The organism is Microcoleus sp. Pol7_B2, from assembly GCF_036701035.1.
Lineage (GTDB): Bacteria > Cyanobacteriota > Cyanobacteriia > Cyanobacteriales > Microcoleaceae > Microcoleus.
Window position 1 is genome coordinate 15,048 of the sequence record NZ_JAUBQB010000050.1, and the last position, 16,045, is coordinate 31,092.

Below are 16,045 nucleotides of genomic sequence, written 5' to 3' on the forward strand. Positions count from 1 at the left end.
GGTTGAACAAAAGTCTAAAATTTTTATTTCTCCACGACAGGAGTGCGTGGCACGGTATCGGTTTTTGGGCGGGGTCATTAGTCAGCAGTCAGCAGTCATTAGTTATTGAGCAAGAGCCAAAACTAAAAGCTGGGTACAAAGACTCATGATCGGCGGTTAATGAGTGACAACTAAAGAATACTGAGAGTTGACAAAAATCGACATGAATGAAATTAGTCAAACGGTTCAACGAAAAGGATTGGTAACGCCAGGAGTTGAAAAAATTCGCACGATGATTGAGGGTTTCGATGACATCAGTCACGGCGGAATGCCACTCGGCAGAACCACCCTAGTCAGCGGCACATCAGGAACGGGAAAAACTTTATTTGCTGTACAATTTCTCTATAATGGAATTACCCATTTTGACGAAGCTGGAGTGTTCGTAACTTTTGAAGAATCTCCGACAGATATTATTAAAAATGCTTGCAGTTTCGGTTGGGATTTGGCACAGTTAATCGAGGAAGGCAAGCTATTTATTTTGGACGCTTCCCCCGACCCGGAAGGTCAAGATATCGTAGGAAATTTTGATTTATCAGCCTTAATTGAGCGAATTCAGTACGCCATTCGCAAGTACAAAGCCAAGCGGGTTTCAATAGATTCTGTTACCGCCGTATTTCAGCAGTACGATGCAGCATCGGTGGTGCGCCGAGAAATTTTTCGCTTAGTTGCGCGCCTCAAACAAGTAGGAGCAACTACAGTTATGACGACGGAACGGGTGGAAGAATACGGCCCGGTAGCGCGGTTTGGAGTGGAAGAGTTTGTGTCGGATAATGTAGTGATTGTTCGCAACGTTTTGGAAGGGGAACGCCGCCGCCGCACAATGGAAATTTTGAAGTTGCGCGGTACAACTCACATGAAGGGCGAATATCCTTTCACTATGACTAATGACGGAATTAATATTTTCCCATTGGGGGCGATGCGATTAACTCAAAAATCTTCAAACGTGCGGGTTTCTTCGGGCGATAAAACTCTCGACGAGATGTGCGGTGGCGGTTTTTTCAAAGACTCGATTATTTTGGCTACGGGTGCAACGGGAACAGGCAAAACGCTATTGGTGAGCAAGTTCTTGCAGAATGCTTGTATGAACGGCAATCGGGCGCTGCTGTTTGCCTATGAAGAGTCGCGTGCTCAGTTGTTCCGCAATGCTTATTCTTGGGGCATTGATTTTGAGGAAATGGAAGAGAAAGGACTGCTAAAGCTGCTGTGTACTTACCCGGAATCGGCAGGTTTGGAAGACCACTTGCAGACTATTAAATCAGAAATTGCTGAGTTCAAACCTTCTCGAATTGCTATAGACTCGCTGTCGGCCTTAGCTAGGGGTGTCAGCAATAATGCTTTCAGGCAATTTGTGATTGGAGTGACAGGTTTTGCGAAGCAGGAAGAAATAACCGGCTTTTTCACGAATACAAGCGACCAGTTTATGGGTTCTCATTCGATTACGGACTCTCATATTTCTACGATTACTGACACGATTATCATGTTGCAGTATGTAGAGATTCGAGGAGAAATGTCGCGGGCAATTAATGTGTTTAAGATGCGGGGGTCGTGGCACGACAAAGGAATTAGAGAATACACAATTACTGAAAGAGGGCCGCAAATTAAAGATTCGTTCAGTGGTTACGAACGGATTATCAGCGGTTCTCCTAGTCGGATTACAATTAATGAGAAGAGTGAGCTATCGCGGATTCTCCAGGGTGTGCAAGGTCAAGACGATGAGGATATTTGAGAGTTAGCAGTAATTCGTCGTTATTAAAAATAGGTTGGGTTGAGCTAGGAAACCCAACTTTTTTAATTTGAGGAGTTTGTGAACACTATAGAAACCGCGACAATGTTTTGCAAGTTCTTAATTGCTGAAATAGGAGTTTTTATTGCCTATCGAACCCAATACCTATAGTTTTTACACAGCAACAACAATACCTTGGGCAAAATCCAATACCCTGGCGATCGCAAATCTCTTGAATTGCCCTTGGAAGGCGAATGCTGGCTGTATGATCAACCTCAGCTCGATTGGCAAACATGTAGCCTTGCTGGTGTTAAAGTTATAGTAGGAGGGCATTCTCCTGAACGAGCTTGGGTTCATGGCCATCGATATATTCCCATCGCCGAAAAAACTGGATTGATTTTGCCCGAAGAGCAAATTGATTTTAGAGCAAGCTTGCGGGCAATATCAGCAGTGCCTAGCAGCAGGACTAATTCTTCCTAATATCGCGGTGAATTTGTCGGCACGTCAACTCAGCCAACCGACTTTAGTCGCTAAGAGCGATCGCATTGTTGAGCGCACCGATATGAAGCCAAAATATCTATAGCTAGAGATTACGGGAACGGCAATGATGCTTAATGTTGACATTAGCTACAATCTTTTGATCCCATGATCGGAGCATGGTATTGGGATTTATGTAGATGATTTCGGGACGGGGTATGCTGCTTTTAACAACCTGAAAAATTTTCCGGTGAAGTCGCTTAAAATTGCTCGCTCATTTGTCCGCGATTTAGCCAGCGATCTGAGCGATCGCGGAATTGCCAAAGCCATAGTTGCAATCCCAGATGGCTTAAATCTGAGCATAATTGCCGCAGGAATGGAAACCCCAGCGAAATGGGAATAGTTACAAGCGAGCGCCTAGGAAATCGGGCAGCGTTATATGTTGAGGAAGCCTGCCATTGCTGAGTCTGCTCTTCATTTAATCCGACATCCTTAATTGTTGTCTACCACTATGTGGGATCATCAATCCTCCCTCATGAAAGCGCGCAAAAGTCTTATAATTAATTTAATGCTCGTGTAGCTCAAATGACTAAAAATATTTTCTTACGGAATAATATAAAAGTGTTTGGACAAGGCACCCAGACGATGATGTTTGCTCATGGATTTGGGTGCGATCAAAATATGTGGCGTTTCGTAACACGGGCCTTCGAGAAGGATTACAAAATTATCCTATTTGATTATGTAGGTTCGGGACAGTCTGATATTAGTGCCTACAGTTATGAACGGTACAGCGACCTCAATGGCTATGTTCAGGATGTCCTCGATATCTGTGAAGAATTGGCCTTGACTGATGTGATTTTTGTCGGTCATTCTGTCAGCAGTATGATCGGCCTTCTGTCCTCCATTCAAACTCCTAATTACTTTAATCGCCTGATTTTCGTAGGGCCTTCACCTTGCTACATCAATGATTTACCAAATTATTACGGAGGGTTTGAGCGCAAAGATATTGAGGATCTCCTCGATATCATGGAGAAAAATTACATTGGTTGGGCAAGCTTTCTGGCGCCAATGGTGATGCAGAATCAGGAGCGTCCTGAGTTAAGTGAGGAACTTGAGACAAGTTTTTGCTCTACCGATCCGGTGGTTGCAAGTCGCTTTGCCGAGGTAACTTTTTACTCTGACAATCGCAGTGATTTACCCAAGGTATCAGTACCTTCACTGATATTACAATGCGCTGATGACGTGATTGCTCCCACCGAGGTAGGGGATTACCTCCACCGCCACCTACCTAAAAGTACGCTACGGCTGATGAAAGCTACGGGACATTGCCCGCACCTGAGTCATCCACAAGAGACGATCGAGATGATTAAGGAGTATTTGAGTGTACCTCATACTACCTGATTTGTATGGCAAACATGACCTACCAGATAGACGAGCTACTCAACACGTCACCCTGTGGATTCCTCTCGTTTGCTGACGATGGTACGATCGTAATGGTCAACGCCACATTACTGCAATTACTCGGATACGAAACCGATGAACTGCGGCAACGGAAAATGGATTCCATTCTGCCAATGGCCAGCCGGATTTTTTTTCAAACCCATTTTTTTCCGCTGTTGAAGCTCGACGGTAAAGTAGAGGAAATTTACTTCTCATTAAGGTCAAAGCAGGGCAGTGATATACCCATGCTGATCAACGCTGTGCGTCGGAATCAGGGAGGAAACTTTGTCAACGATTGCATCTTGATCTGTATCCGCCAGCGTATCCTATACGAAGGTGAAATTATTAAAGCCAAAAAAGCAGCAGAGGCAGCTATTCTGGCCCAAAAACAAGCAGAAATCGCTCTCCGGAAACAGTACGACAAGGCGATATTACTTCAAGAAATTACTCAACACATCCGTCAATCTCTTGATTTGTCTACAATTTTTGAGATTGCTTCCCAGGACATTCGCCTGTTCCTTGATGCCGAGCGCGTCGGCATATTTAAGTTCGATCCTGACAGTAATTTTGGATATGGTGAGTTTGTCTCAGAATCCGTAGGCGAAGGATGTAAATTGGTAAGCAAAAATCAATTTAACGACCAGTGTGGTGGTGAACAATATCCTGATTCATATCAAGAATGGAGAATGCAGGTAGTTGAAAATATCAATAATATTGACCTTCAACACTGTTACCGCGCTCTTTGGAAACAATTTCCGGTTCGGGCTAATTTAGTTGCGCCGTTGCTCAATGGACAAGATTTGTGGGGGTTGTTATGTATTCATCAATGTTCTGCTCCTCGGCAATGGGAAGAATTTGAAGTTGACCTTGTTAAACAGATTGCTAATCAGTTAGCGATCGCCATTAAACAAGCGGATATTTTTCATAAGTTGCAGAAGGAATTGGCAGAAAGGCAGCAGGCCCAAGCGCGGATGAGAGAAATTAATCAACAACTGGCACTCTCTAACGAAGAACTAGCCCGCGCTACTCACCTCTTAGAACAAGTGGTAAATATTGATGGGTTGACTCAAATTGCTAATCGCCGCTGTTTTAATGACCGCTTAGAGCATGAATGGCAGCGGCTATACCGGGAACAAAAACCTATTTCTCTTTTGTTGTTTGATGTGGATTATTTCAAACGTTATAATGATTGCTACGGTCATCAAATGGGGGATAGTTGTCTGTTCAAACTTGCTCAGACGGTGCAAGAGGTGGTGTACCGTCCGGCGGATTTAGTGGCGCGTTACGGCGGAGAAGAATTTGGCATCATTTTGCCTAATACAGATATTGAAGGAGCGAGTTCGGTGGCCCAACGGATTCACGCTGCTATTCAAGCTTTACATATTCCTCACAAAACCTCTGATGTGAGCGATGTAGTTACTATTAGTATGGGTATCGCCAACTTGATTCCGATTTCGGAACTATCATCGGCTGACTTGATTGCGCTCGCCGATCGTTCACTCTACCGTGCCAAGCAGCAGGGGCGCAATCAGTCCGCGACCTGCGACTACAGTGGAGATTCGATTTTTGACACTGACGCTTAAATCACAATAATTGAGACCGAGGACAAAAATTTGTCCCCCGTCTCTCAAAATCAGTCATTTTATAAATTTAAATGAGCACGGAGGGATTTGAACCCCCGACCCTCAGGACCGGAACCTGATGCTCTATCCACTGAGCTACGTGCCCTCGACTGTTTACAGTATAACACGTCTTGCGGAAAATGGCGAGTGCCGATCGCAAATTTCTTGGCCTGCCTCCAAACCGCTTGACCCATGCGGGTTAAACTCGCCCGCGCGATGATCAAATATCAGGCTGTTCTCAAAGCCAGAGACTGCAACTTTTACCTAAATGGTAACAATAATACGACAAGGGGTAAAATAATAGACTTTAATCGAGCAAACATTAGGTTCACATTCGATCGGGGTCGAGCATCTACCACAGCTAAAATAACCCGCATCAATTCCCCCTAGCTAATCGGCAGTAAATGGTGCTGCAGTTAAGACAGGTTGTGCAAATACGGTTCTAGACTAAGTTCACCAAACTTCTCAATCTTATGGTTTCTAAAATTTTAGACAAATTACCGCTGCGAACTGTTCTGATTGTTCCATTTGTACTGCAAATCGTGGGAGCCGTGGGACTCGTAGGATATCTGTCTTTTAGAAACGGACAAAAAGCAGTTAATAACCTTGCCAGTCAGTTAATGAGCGAGGTCACTTTGCGTGTCGAGCAAAACCTGCAAGTTTACCTGACAACTCCCCATCAAATCAATCAAACCAAGCTGGATGCTGTCAAACTCGGGTTGTTAAATATGGAAAACTTATCAGCTTGGGAGAAATATCTTTGGCGGCAAGTACAATTATATCCCTATATCAATTTTACCTCGGTTGGCAACAATAGGGGAGATTATAGATCCGGTGAACAACTGTCTAACGGCTCCCGAACGATGAATGTGATAGAAAAATCTACTGGGTTAAATTTTAATTCTTACAATACGAACGCTCTCGGCGATCGCACTACAGTTACCACCGTTGTCAAAAACTATGATAATCGGCAACATCCTGCGTACCAAAAAGCCGTAAAAGTCCGCAAAGCTACTTGGAGTTCGGTTTTTGTTTCGTTACTAGAACCGACATTACTGATCAGCGCTATCCAACCCGTATACAGCGACAAAAATCAGCTAGAAGGAGTCTTATTTACTGCCTTGCGTCTCGACCATCTTGGGAGATTTCTCAACAATCTCAAAGTTGGCAAATCCGGTCAAACATTTATTATAGATCGCCAAGGTACTTTGTTAGCAACTTCCACAACAGAAAAACCGTTTCGCACTAAAGGTAATGACAGACAATTGTTTAAAGTAGAAGAAAGCAGCAACCCTTTCACTCAAGCGACAGCTAAATATTTGAATGCAAAATTTAAAAAATTAGACCAAATTAAAAAATCCGAGTTATTGAGCTTTGAAATAGATGACAAGCGACAATTTTTAAAAGTCTTGCCATTCCAAGACGGCAAAGGTTTAGACTGGGTAATTGTGGTAGTTGTTCCCGAAGCAGATTTCACCAAAGAAATCGATGCCAATACCCGCACAGCGGTTTTGCTTTGTTTCGCAGCTTTAGGAGTAGCTGTGGTGATTGGCATTCTGACTTCTCAGTGGGTGACAAATCCTATTTTGAGCTTAAATACAGCAGCAAAAAATATTGCTAAAGGTGAATGGGATAAAACAGTAGAAAGCGAACGCTCAGACGAATTGGGGGAATTAGCCAAGTCATTTAATAGCATGGCTCAACAACTGCAACAATCTTTTGAAACTTTAGAACAGCGAGTGCAAGAGCGGACAGCCGAATTGGCTGTAGCTAAAGACAAAGCGGAAGTAGCGAACCAAGCTAAAAGTACCTTTCTTGCTAATATGAGCCACGAATTGCGATCGCCTCTCAATGCAATTCTCGGCTTTTCCCAACTGATGACTCGCAGCCAAACTCTATCCCCAGAGCATCAAGAAAATATTAGCATAATTAGGCTCAGCGGAGAACACCTCCTTACCCTGATTAATAACGTGCTGGATTTATCTAAAATTGAATCAGGTCGCACCACCCTCAATCCCCATAAAATAGACCTCTATCGCCTGCTCAATGACTTGGAAGATATGTTTCAACTCAAAGCAGATGACAAGCACTTGCAGTTGGTTTTTGACCGCAGTCCCGATGTGCCACAATACATAGAAGCTGACGAGTTAAAGTTGAGGCAAATCTTAATTAATCTGCTCAATAACTCTCTTAAATTTACCGAAGATGGCGGTGTATCGGTCAGAGTTAGCAAGCAGTTATTAGGAGGCATAAATCAGCAGGACAAAGGGGGAAAAGTTGATAATCCTGAAACATCAAAAAATACAGAAATTACCCCAAGTAAGGGTCTTAAGATATCTCAAGTTAGTCAGTCGGAAAATCAGATTTTTGTTCTCCAAAATGACGAGGCAGCTTCTACCTCTTCCTTCTTCCTTCATTTTGAAGTCGAGGATACTGGTTCGGGTATTGCTACCAATGAATTAGACGATATTTTTGAACCTTTCGTGCAAACCAAGAAAGGCAAAGATTCGCAAGAAGGTACTGGCTTGGGATTGCCCATCAGTCGCAAATTTGTGGAATTAATGGGCGGCGAAATGAGCGTCTGTTCTGCTGTTGGTAAGGGAACTAATTTTAAGTTTGACATTCAAGTTATTGCGGTCGATGCGGCTGATATTGAAAGCGCCAAACCGACGCGCAATGTTATTGCCCTGGCACCCAACAAACACACCTATCGAATTTTGATAGTAGACGACAAACCGCTAAATCGCCAATTGTTAATTAAAATTCTCCATCCTCTGGGTTTTGAACTAAAAGAAGCTAATAACGGTCAAGAAGCTATTGAGATTTGGGATAGTTGGGAACCGCATCTAATTTGGATGGACATGAGAATGCCTGTGATGGACGGCTACGAAGCTACGAAATATATTAAAAGCACTATTAAAGGTCAAGCTACTGCGATTATTGCGCTGACAGCGAGCGTTTTGGAGGAAGAACGGGCAGTTATTTTATCGGCGGGCTGCGATGCTTTTATGCGAAAACCTTTCCGGGAAGCCGATATTTTTGATTCTATGCACAAACATATCGGAGTGCGCTATATTTATGAAGATCCGGGTCAAACTAATTTATCGGCAATCAAAGAGAGCGATCGCGCTATGAGTGCGGCTAATTTCGTAAAATTGCCGGATTCACTGGTAGCTGATTTAAAGCTAGCAATACTAAATGCAGATATGGATTTAATTGATACTTTGATAGAGCAAATTCGATTAAAGGATGCAGTAACGGCAAGTGCGATTACAACTTGTATAGAAAATTTTGAGTACGACAAAGTTTTAAAGTTAATATCTCAAACAATATCACATGAATAACGACCTTCCTAGGACCTATCGCGGTAATATTTTAGTAGTTGACGACACCCCAGCTAATTTGCGACTGCTAGCCGGAATTTTGAATGGCAAGGGCTATAAAGTCCGCCCCGTACCTAGCGGCGAGTTAGCGCTTTCGGCGGCCAAAGGTATGCCTCCCGATTTAATTTTGCTGGATATTATGATGCCCGAAATGAATGGGTATGAAGTTTGCCAAAAGCTCAAAGCTGATGAACGAACTTGCGACATCCCGGTAATTTTTATTAGCGCAATTAATGACGTACTTGATAAGGTCTTTGCCTTTGCTGTGGGCGGGGTAGATTATATTACAAAGCCCTTTCAGGTGGAAGAGGTTCTAGTGAGGGTAGAAACCCATTTAGCAATGTGCCAGTTGCGAAAAAAACTCCAACAGAAAAACAATGAACTTACAGTTACTTTAGACAAACTGCAAGCTACTCAGAATCAATTAGTGCAATCGGAAAAAATGGCGGCATTAGGGCAACTGATTGCGGGTATTGCTCACGAAATTAATACGCCGTTGGGGGCGATTCGATCGTCTATTGGAAATATTACCAGCTTTTTGGATAACAATCTCGAAAGTTTGCCAGTTTTTTTTAAACAACTGTCAGCAGAACGCCAGCAAGATTTCTTGCGTTTAATGTACATTTATAGTCAACAAAATTACTCTTTATCTACTCGAGAAAAACGGGTATTAAAAAAAGGCGTGAAGCAGCAACTCGAGTCGGAAGGCATTGACAATTCTGACAGCCTTGCTAGCATTTTAGTCAATATCGGATTGCAAGGAAATCTGCAAGAATTCTTGTCGTTGCTCAAAGATCCTGACAGCGAAAATATTATAAAAACAGCCTACGACTTTGCTAGCATTCACAGAAGCGCTCGAACGATTTCTACCGCTACTGATCGCGCTGCAAAAGTGGTCTTTGCTCTGAAAAATTATGCGCGTTACGATGTAAATGGGGAAAAAATACAAGTGAATATTACGGATGGAATTGAAACGGTATTAACTCTTTATCAAAACCAAATCAAGCCGGGTGTGGAAGTTATCAGAAACTATCAAGATAAATTGCCTGTGGTACTGTGCTATCCAGACGAACTTAATCAAGTTTGGACAAATTTAATTCACAATGCCTTACAAGCGATGGACAATCAAGGAACTTTAACAATTGACGCGATACAACAAGATACCAGCGTCTTGGTAAAAATTATTGACAGCGGTAAGGGGATTCAACCAGAGATTATTCAGAAAATTTTTGAGCCTTTTTTTACTACCAAACCTGCGGGGGAAGGCAGCAGGTTGGGGCTGGATATTGTCAAAAAAATAATTGAAAAACATCAGGGTCAAATTGATGTGGAGTCGATGCCCGGTAAAACAGCATTTACCGTTTCTTTGCCGATTAATTTAACTGAGTAGGTAAAGCGCCGGAGACTGAAGTCGGGGGCGAAAATTTGCAGTCTACCCGCGCAGAATGTAGAATTTGAAAAACAGTGGACAGCCCCCTGGGGGTTTACCCTGCCACACTAAAGAAGGAAACTAGCGATGTCTAAATCAGCAATTTTGTGTGTGGACGATGAAGTAGGAGTTTTGGAAAGTCTGGAAATTGAACTGCAACAGGCATTTAACGGTAAATATCTTTGCGAATTTGCTGAGAGTGCTGCAGAAGCCCTGGAAATTATTGAAGAGCTATGTGAAGATGAGGTTAACATTTTAGTAATTGTCTCTGATTGGTTGATGCCCGGAATGAAAGGAGATGAGTTGCTGATTAAAATTCATCAAAAATATCCGCAAATTGTGACAGTGATGCTGACAGGACAAGCCGACAAAGAAGCAATCGAACGCACAAAAACTCAAGCAAATCTTCATGCTTTCATAGAAAAACCTTGGCGGACTCAAGAATTAATTGAAGCAATCAAGTCTGGTCTAGCAAATTTATGAAAAAACCAGTCATTATTTGTGTCGATGATGAGCAGACTATACTTGATAGTCTGGAAATAGACCTGTTAAAAGCATTTGAAGATAAATATTTAATTGAAACGGCCCAAAGTGGCGAAGAAGCTTTAGAGTTGCTGTCAGAACTTTTAGCAGAACAGTATGAAGTTCCTTTGGTTATTTCGGATCATATCATGCCTAGTATGAAAGGAGACGAACTATTAAGGAGGGTTCATGTTATCTCGCCGAACTGTCTCAATATCATGTTGACGGGGCAGGCTGATTTGGATGCGGTAGCCAATGCTATTAACTATGCTAAATTGTACCGATATATACCTAAACCTTGGCAATGTGATGACTTAAAATTAACTGTCACTGAGGCAATATATAGATATTTTCAAGATAAACAATTAGCTGAAAAACAAAGAAAACTTCAGGAAATGAATCAGGAGTTGGTAGAATTAAACCGAAAGCAGGCGATACTGATGGCAAAACTCCATGAAAACGAAAGTCGATTGACGCAATATTTAGAAGCTATGCCCTTGGGCGTGTGTGTACTTGATGCAAACGGGCAATCTTTCTACGCTAACCAGAAAGCGCGGGATGTATTGGGCAGCGGCACTGTCCCGCATATTAATTCAGAGCAAAAAGCAGCAATTTATCAATTCTATAAAGCCGGGACTAATCAGAGATGCCCCGTTGAAGAATTGCCAATTATGCGGGCACTTAGGGGCGAAAATGTGCGGACTGAGGGTGTAGAAATTCGTACAGCTAATAAGATTATTCCAGTAGAGAGTTGGGCAACTCCAATTTATGATTCTACAGGCGAAATTTCCTATGCCATTATTGCTTTTAGTGACATAACTGAACGCAAGGAAGCTGAAGCGGCGCTAATTCAAGCTGAAGAGAAGTATCGCGGAATATTTGAAAATGCTCTAGAAGGTATTTTTCAGACGACGCCGGACGGACATTTTATCAGTGCGAATCCTGCTCTGGCGGAAATTTACGGCTACGATTCCGCGTCAGAATTGATAGAAAGTATTAATGATATTCAGCAGCAATTGTACGTGGAACCGAACCGCCGTCAAGAGTTTCTGGCGCTGATGAAACAGCACGGTACTCTGTGTGAGTTTGAGTCTCAGGTTTACTGTCGAGATGGCAGGATTATCTGGATTTCTGAGTATGCGCGCACAGTTTATGATGCTAACGGTGAAGTGCTTTACTATCAGGGTTTTGCTAAGGATATTAGTTTGCAAAGACAGGGGGAAGTAGAACGAATCCGGTTTACTAATGATTTAGAAAAAGCTTTGGCAGCCGAAGAAAAGTTAAATGAAGCACTGTCAGAAAACGAAAGCCGATTGACTCAATTCCTGGAAGCGATGCCGGTGGGAATATTTGTTGTGGATGGTAATGGTAAACCTTTTTACATGAATTCTTGGGGCGAAAGGATACTAGCCCAAGGTTTAATTTTTGATGGGGGTACTGACCAATTTCCTGAAGCTTATCATTTTTACGATGCTGGAACTAATCAATTGTATCCGAGGGATAGCCAACCTATTGTTCGGGCGTTGCGGGGAGAATTTGTGCGTATGGACGATCTAGAAATTCATGGGTCCGATCGCATTGTGCCGATCGAGGTTTGGGCGACTCCAATCTACGACGAACGGAAAAACATAGTTTACGCGATCGCAGCTTTTCAAGACATCACGGAACGTCTAGAGGTAGAAACCGAGCGCCGGCAATTCACAGACGAGTTGCAAAAAGCTTTAGCAGCAGAAGAAAAATTAACAGATGCTTACGGGCGGTTTGTGCCGCACGAATTTCTCCACTTTCTGGGATATGAAAGTATTCTGGAAGTAAAATTAGGGGATCAGGTACAGAAAGAAATGTCGGTGCTGTTTTTAGATATTCGCGATTTCACTTCTGTTTCTGAAACGATGAATCCCGAAGAAAATTTTCAATTTATTAATGCTTATTTGTCGCGGATGGAACCGGCCATTACTAACAATTTTGGTTTTATTGATAAATACATTGGCGATGCGATTATGGCGCTGTTTGATGGCAGTGCGGACGATGCTGTGAAAGCTGGAATTGCTATGCTAGAACAGCTTAACGAGTATAATATTAGTCGGCATCAACCCGATCGCCCGCCGCTGCAAATTGGCATTGGAATCAATACGGGTTCTTTGATGTTAGGCACGGTGGGCGGCCAAAGTCGGATGGACAGCACGGTGATTAGCGATGCGGTAAACTTAGCCTCCCGCGTGGAAACTTTGACGAAAGAGTATGAAGTTTCGATGTTAATTACTCACAATACTTTTATACAGTTAAACGATATTTATGATTTGAGGTTGATCGATCGCGTAGCAGTTAAAGGCAAATCGCGAATGGTAACACTTTATGAAGTATTTGCGGCCGATCCGCCAGAGTTACGACAGAAAAAGTTAGAGACAAAGACAATGTTTGAGCAAGCTGTGGTACTCTACAATAGTGACAAGTGTGGCGAAGCTATAAGATTGTTTTCGGCCTGCTTGGAAATCAACCCTAATGATAAGGTAGCTCAAATTTATCTGCAGCGGTGTCTGAAAGGAGCGATCGCTCCTGCATAATACAATTTTAAATTTTAGAGTTTAGAATTGGGAATGATTTATTCCATAACGGTTGGGAGTTTGCCTACAGTTACATTTTTTTGAAACTGGTCTAATCATTGTTTATACAGGCAGGAAAACGCAAACTATGGTTTCTTGCTGCGGCAAACTTTCTATTTTAAATTCTCCTCCGTGCAATTCGACCAGGCGTTGAACAATAGCCAGGCCCAATCCCAAACCTGCTTGTTGGTAAAGTTTGCGATCGAACTGCCTGTAAGCTTCTAGGTGTGCAATCTGATCGGTAGTCATGCCGCGGCCTTTGTCTTTGACAGACAGAATAAAAGTCTGATTTTCGACGAAAGTGCTTAATAAAACTGGCGTTCCTTCTAATGAAAACTTGAAGGCATTGTCCAATAATTCTTCAACAATTTTTGCGAGTCTGACAGAATCCATAGCTACCGACGAATCTTGCAAGTTTAATTGTAAATCTTCTGTTCTATTCGCGTGTTTTGCTTGCTGCCGCGCTTTTTGACTCAGCAAAGACTTTACACAGCTAAATTCGCTATTTCGCATCTCCTTTAGCAGTTCGGGATTTGTGGCTGCTATCTCCAGTTCTGCATACAGCAAAAAGTTCTGAATCAGTCGATACAAGCGATGACCGGAAGTTTGAATTTGACCGATCATCTCTAAGATATCTGATTCCTCTAAGACCTGATATTCTGACAGAATCAGCTCAGAAAAGCCCAGAATTGCATTCAAAGGAGTCCGCAATTCGTGGGGCAGCGACATACTAATATTAGTGCGTAATTCGTCTAGCGTCTTTTGAGATTGTCGGCTAATTGTTTTTTGTTTTTCAAGTCTAATAGCAATGGCTTTTAGCAGTTCTTGCGGCGTACACGGCTTAGTAATGTAATCGTCAGCTCCCAGTTCCATGCCCGTGCGAACGTCAACTTTATCGGCTTTGGCTGTGAGGAAAATAAACGGAATTGTGGCAGTCAAGGGTTCGGAGCGCAAAGCTTTGATGACGCCGTGACCGTCTACTTCCGGCATCATCATGTCGCACAAAATTAAATCCGGGATTTTTTCGATCGCCAATTTGATGCCGACTTTGCCGTTAATCGCTCCTATTCCTTCAAAATTCTCGGCTTCCAGCAACTCTAAAATATTCTCTCTAATCGCTTCTTCGTCTTCTATTACCAAAATCTTAGCCACGGTGATAGCTCCTTTTAGTCAGTAGTTTGTTGGAAAATTCTGGGTTCAGACACTTGATAAGTTTGTTTGTTAGGCGCTTAATTAATCGTTAAGTAGCGGATATGTATAGTTAATAATTCAGTTGGTTATTGATTGGGAGGGCAGATTAGAGGCAAGGTAATAGTGAAAGTTGTGCCTTTTCCTTCTTGACTGTCGATCGCGAGTTGGCCGCAGTGAAGTTCCACAGCCCTCTTTACAATTGCTAAACCGAGACCTGTTCCCGAAATATTGCCGACATTTGTAGCTCGGTAAAAAGTTTCTAATATTCGCTCTCGATCGGCTTGGGGAATGCCGATGCCCTGGTCTTGAACTTGGAAAACAGCTTCTTTGTTTTGACAGTTGAGGTGCAAGGAAACTGTACTGCCGACAGGGGAATATTTGATGGCATTTGAGAGGACATTTCCCAAGATTTGCTGCAGCAGTTTTTCATCCATTTGAGCCTCGCAGTTGCCGCCTTCATATTGAAAGGCGATCGGGTGTTGGTTGCTGTCGTTGAGCTGCTGCTCTTCTACCAGTTGACGGCAAAATTTTTCTAGGTTTAAGGAAACCGGTTGAAACTGCAAGGTATTGGCTTCGATTTTGCCAATTACGAGGATATCTTCTAATAACTCTGTCATGCGTTTAATTGCTAATTGAATCCGCACAAAATGAGTAGATTTTTTATCTTGGGACCACTGAGAACTGTAATCTTGCAGCAATCCAGCGGAAAATTGGATGGTTGTCAAAGGTGTGCGGAACTCGTGGGAAACCATTGTGACAAATTTAGCTCGCAGTTCTGAAAGTTCTTTTTCTCGTGCGAGGGCTTTGAGAATTTCCGCTTCTGCTCGTTTGCGATCGCTAATGTCACGGGCTTCAGCAATCAGCAGCAAAACTTGTCCTGTCTCATTTTTAACAGGTTTCAGTGAGAAATCAACTGTCATAATTTGGCCACTTTTGCCTAACAAGTCGATTTCGCTGCGGAAAAACTCGCCGCGACTTGCTTTGCCGATCGCGCATTGCAATTGTTCAGAAACCTGTGGCGACTGGGCCCAAATCGCCATTTCCCACATCGGGCGGCCCACAATACCCTCCGATCGCAATCCGGCAAAATCGAGGGTTGTCTCGTTCACTTCCAGCACAATTCCTTCGGGAGTCAGCAGCTTGGTTAGCTGAAATGATGAGTCAAAAATCGCCCGAAAGCGGCGCTCGCTTTCCCGCAGCATTTGAAAGGTTTGAGAACGTTCGATCGCGTAGCGGATCGTCCGCACTAATAATTGAGTAGTAATTTGACCTTTAACAATGTAATCTTGAGCTCCCAAGCGAACTGATTCGAGGGCGATCGCCTCATCGTCCAAGCCTGTCATTACCACCATTGGCACATCAGGAGCAACTTCTCGCAGCCGAGTTAGCGTTTCCAAACCGCGGCTGTCGGGCAAAGAAAGGTCGAGCAAAACTACATCAAAGGATTGTTTGCACAGTTGTGCGATCGCCTCATACAGGAACTCAACAGACACCAGTTCCCACTCGACGCCCACAGATACTTCTAACAGTTCTGCAAGTAAATCAGCATCAGCAGGATTGTCTTCTACTAACAGAATCTTAATCCACATAGCTTAGACGTTTTTGACTGTAAAAAT

General features: G+C 43.0%; 11 protein-coding genes and 1 tRNA gene. 9 read left to right on the plus strand and 3 right to left on the minus strand.

The annotated features are described in order from the left end of the window. Positions 1-202: 202 nt before the first annotated feature. The 5 genes from kaiC (at position 203) to QUA57_RS18505 (ending at position 5,262) form a co-directional block, all read left to right on the plus strand. Positions 203-1,765: a circadian clock protein KaiC gene (gene kaiC / locus QUA57_RS18485; RefSeq protein WP_333034672.1), complete on the plus strand. Its 1,563-nt coding sequence runs from the start codon at positions 203-205 to the stop codon at positions 1,763-1,765. Positions 1,766-2,177: 412 nt separating this feature from the next. Continuing rightward, the gene (locus QUA57_RS18490; RefSeq protein WP_333034675.1) at positions 2,178-2,345 is read left to right on the plus strand and encodes a hypothetical protein; all 168 of its coding nucleotides are present in this window, start codon (positions 2,178-2,180) and stop codon (positions 2,343-2,345) included. Positions 2,346-2,423: 78 nt separating this feature from the next. Continuing rightward, entirely contained in the window at positions 2,424-2,642 is a 219-nt protein-coding gene (locus QUA57_RS18495; RefSeq protein ID WP_333062836.1) for an EAL domain-containing protein, read from the plus strand. Between the two features lie 182 nt (positions 2,643-2,824). Next, positions 2,825-3,640 (plus strand): alpha/beta hydrolase, encoded by an 816-nt coding sequence (locus tag QUA57_RS18500; protein ID WP_333062823.1) that lies wholly within the window; start codon positions 2,825-2,827, stop codon positions 3,638-3,640. A 5-nt stretch (positions 3,641-3,645) separates the two neighbouring features. Beyond that, positions 3,646-5,262 carry a diguanylate cyclase domain-containing protein gene (locus QUA57_RS18505; protein WP_333062821.1) on the plus strand — a complete coding sequence of 539 codons (1,617 nt, stop codon included), beginning with the start codon at positions 3,646-3,648 and terminating at the stop codon, positions 5,260-5,262. A 72-nt stretch (positions 5,263-5,334) separates the two neighbouring features. On the opposite strand, the gene QUA57_RS18510 is transcribed toward QUA57_RS18505, so the two are convergent. Then, positions 5,335-5,407 (minus strand) — tRNA-Arg (locus tag QUA57_RS18510). A gap of 367 nt (positions 5,408-5,774) precedes the next feature. Between QUA57_RS18510 and QUA57_RS18515 the strand changes: the two genes are divergently transcribed. The 4 genes from QUA57_RS18515 to QUA57_RS18530 all read left to right on the plus strand — a co-directional run bounded on the left by QUA57_RS18515 (position 5,775) and on the right by QUA57_RS18530 (position 13,199). Beyond that, the gene (locus QUA57_RS18515; protein WP_333062820.1) at positions 5,775-8,645 is read left to right on the plus strand and encodes an ATP-binding protein; all 2,871 of its coding nucleotides are present in this window, start codon (positions 5,775-5,777) and stop codon (positions 8,643-8,645) included. Beyond that, the gene (locus QUA57_RS18520) at positions 8,638-10,074 is read left to right on the plus strand and encodes a response regulator (RefSeq protein ID WP_333062819.1); all 1,437 of its coding nucleotides are present in this window, start codon (positions 8,638-8,640) and stop codon (positions 10,072-10,074) included. The genes QUA57_RS18515 and QUA57_RS18520 overlap by 8 nt, the downstream gene beginning before the upstream one ends. Before the next feature lie 126 nt (positions 10,075-10,200). Then, a complete protein-coding gene (locus tag QUA57_RS18525; protein WP_333062818.1) occupies positions 10,201-10,596 on the plus strand; it encodes a response regulator in 396 nt (131 codons plus the stop codon). Further along, positions 10,593-13,199 carry a PAS domain S-box protein gene (locus QUA57_RS18530; RefSeq protein WP_333062816.1) on the plus strand — a complete coding sequence of 869 codons (2,607 nt, stop codon included), beginning with the start codon at positions 10,593-10,595 and terminating at the stop codon, positions 13,197-13,199. The genes QUA57_RS18525 and QUA57_RS18530 overlap by 4 nt, the downstream gene beginning before the upstream one ends. Before the next feature lie 102 nt (positions 13,200-13,301). On the opposite strand, the gene QUA57_RS18535 is transcribed toward QUA57_RS18530, so the two are convergent. Together QUA57_RS18535 and QUA57_RS18540 are read right to left on the minus strand one after the other, a co-directional pair. Beyond that, positions 13,302-14,390 (minus strand): response regulator, encoded by a 1,089-nt coding sequence (locus QUA57_RS18535; RefSeq protein ID WP_333062814.1) that lies wholly within the window; start codon positions 14,388-14,390, stop codon positions 13,302-13,304. A gap of 125 nt (positions 14,391-14,515) precedes the next feature. Beyond that, complete coding sequence (locus tag QUA57_RS18540; protein ID WP_333062813.1) at positions 14,516-16,018, minus strand: ATP-binding protein; 1,503 nt, start codon at positions 16,016-16,018, stop codon at positions 14,516-14,518. Between the last annotated feature and the right edge of the window lie 27 nt (positions 16,019-16,045).

Coding starts and splice junctions, on each gene's coding strand:
- kaiC (WP_333034672.1), top strand. CDS start 203: ATGAATGAAATTAGTCAAACGGTTCAACGAAAAGGATTGGTAACGCCA.
- QUA57_RS18500 (WP_333062823.1), top strand. CDS start 2,825: ATGACTAAAAATATTTTCTTACGGAATAATATAAAAGTGTTTGGACAA.
- QUA57_RS18505 (WP_333062821.1), top strand. CDS start 3,646: ATGGCAAACATGACCTACCAGATAGACGAGCTACTCAACACGTCACCC.
- QUA57_RS18515 (WP_333062820.1), top strand. CDS start 5,775: ATGGTTTCTAAAATTTTAGACAAATTACCGCTGCGAACTGTTCTGATT.
- QUA57_RS18520 (WP_333062819.1), top strand. CDS start 8,638: ATGAATAACGACCTTCCTAGGACCTATCGCGGTAATATTTTAGTAGTT.
- QUA57_RS18525 (WP_333062818.1), top strand. CDS start 10,201: ATGTCTAAATCAGCAATTTTGTGTGTGGACGATGAAGTAGGAGTTTTG.
- QUA57_RS18530 (WP_333062816.1), top strand. CDS start 10,593: ATGAAAAAACCAGTCATTATTTGTGTCGATGATGAGCAGACTATACTT.
- QUA57_RS18540 (WP_333062813.1), bottom strand. CDS start 16,018: ATGTGGATTAAGATTCTGTTAGTAGAAGACAATCCTGCTGATGCTGAT.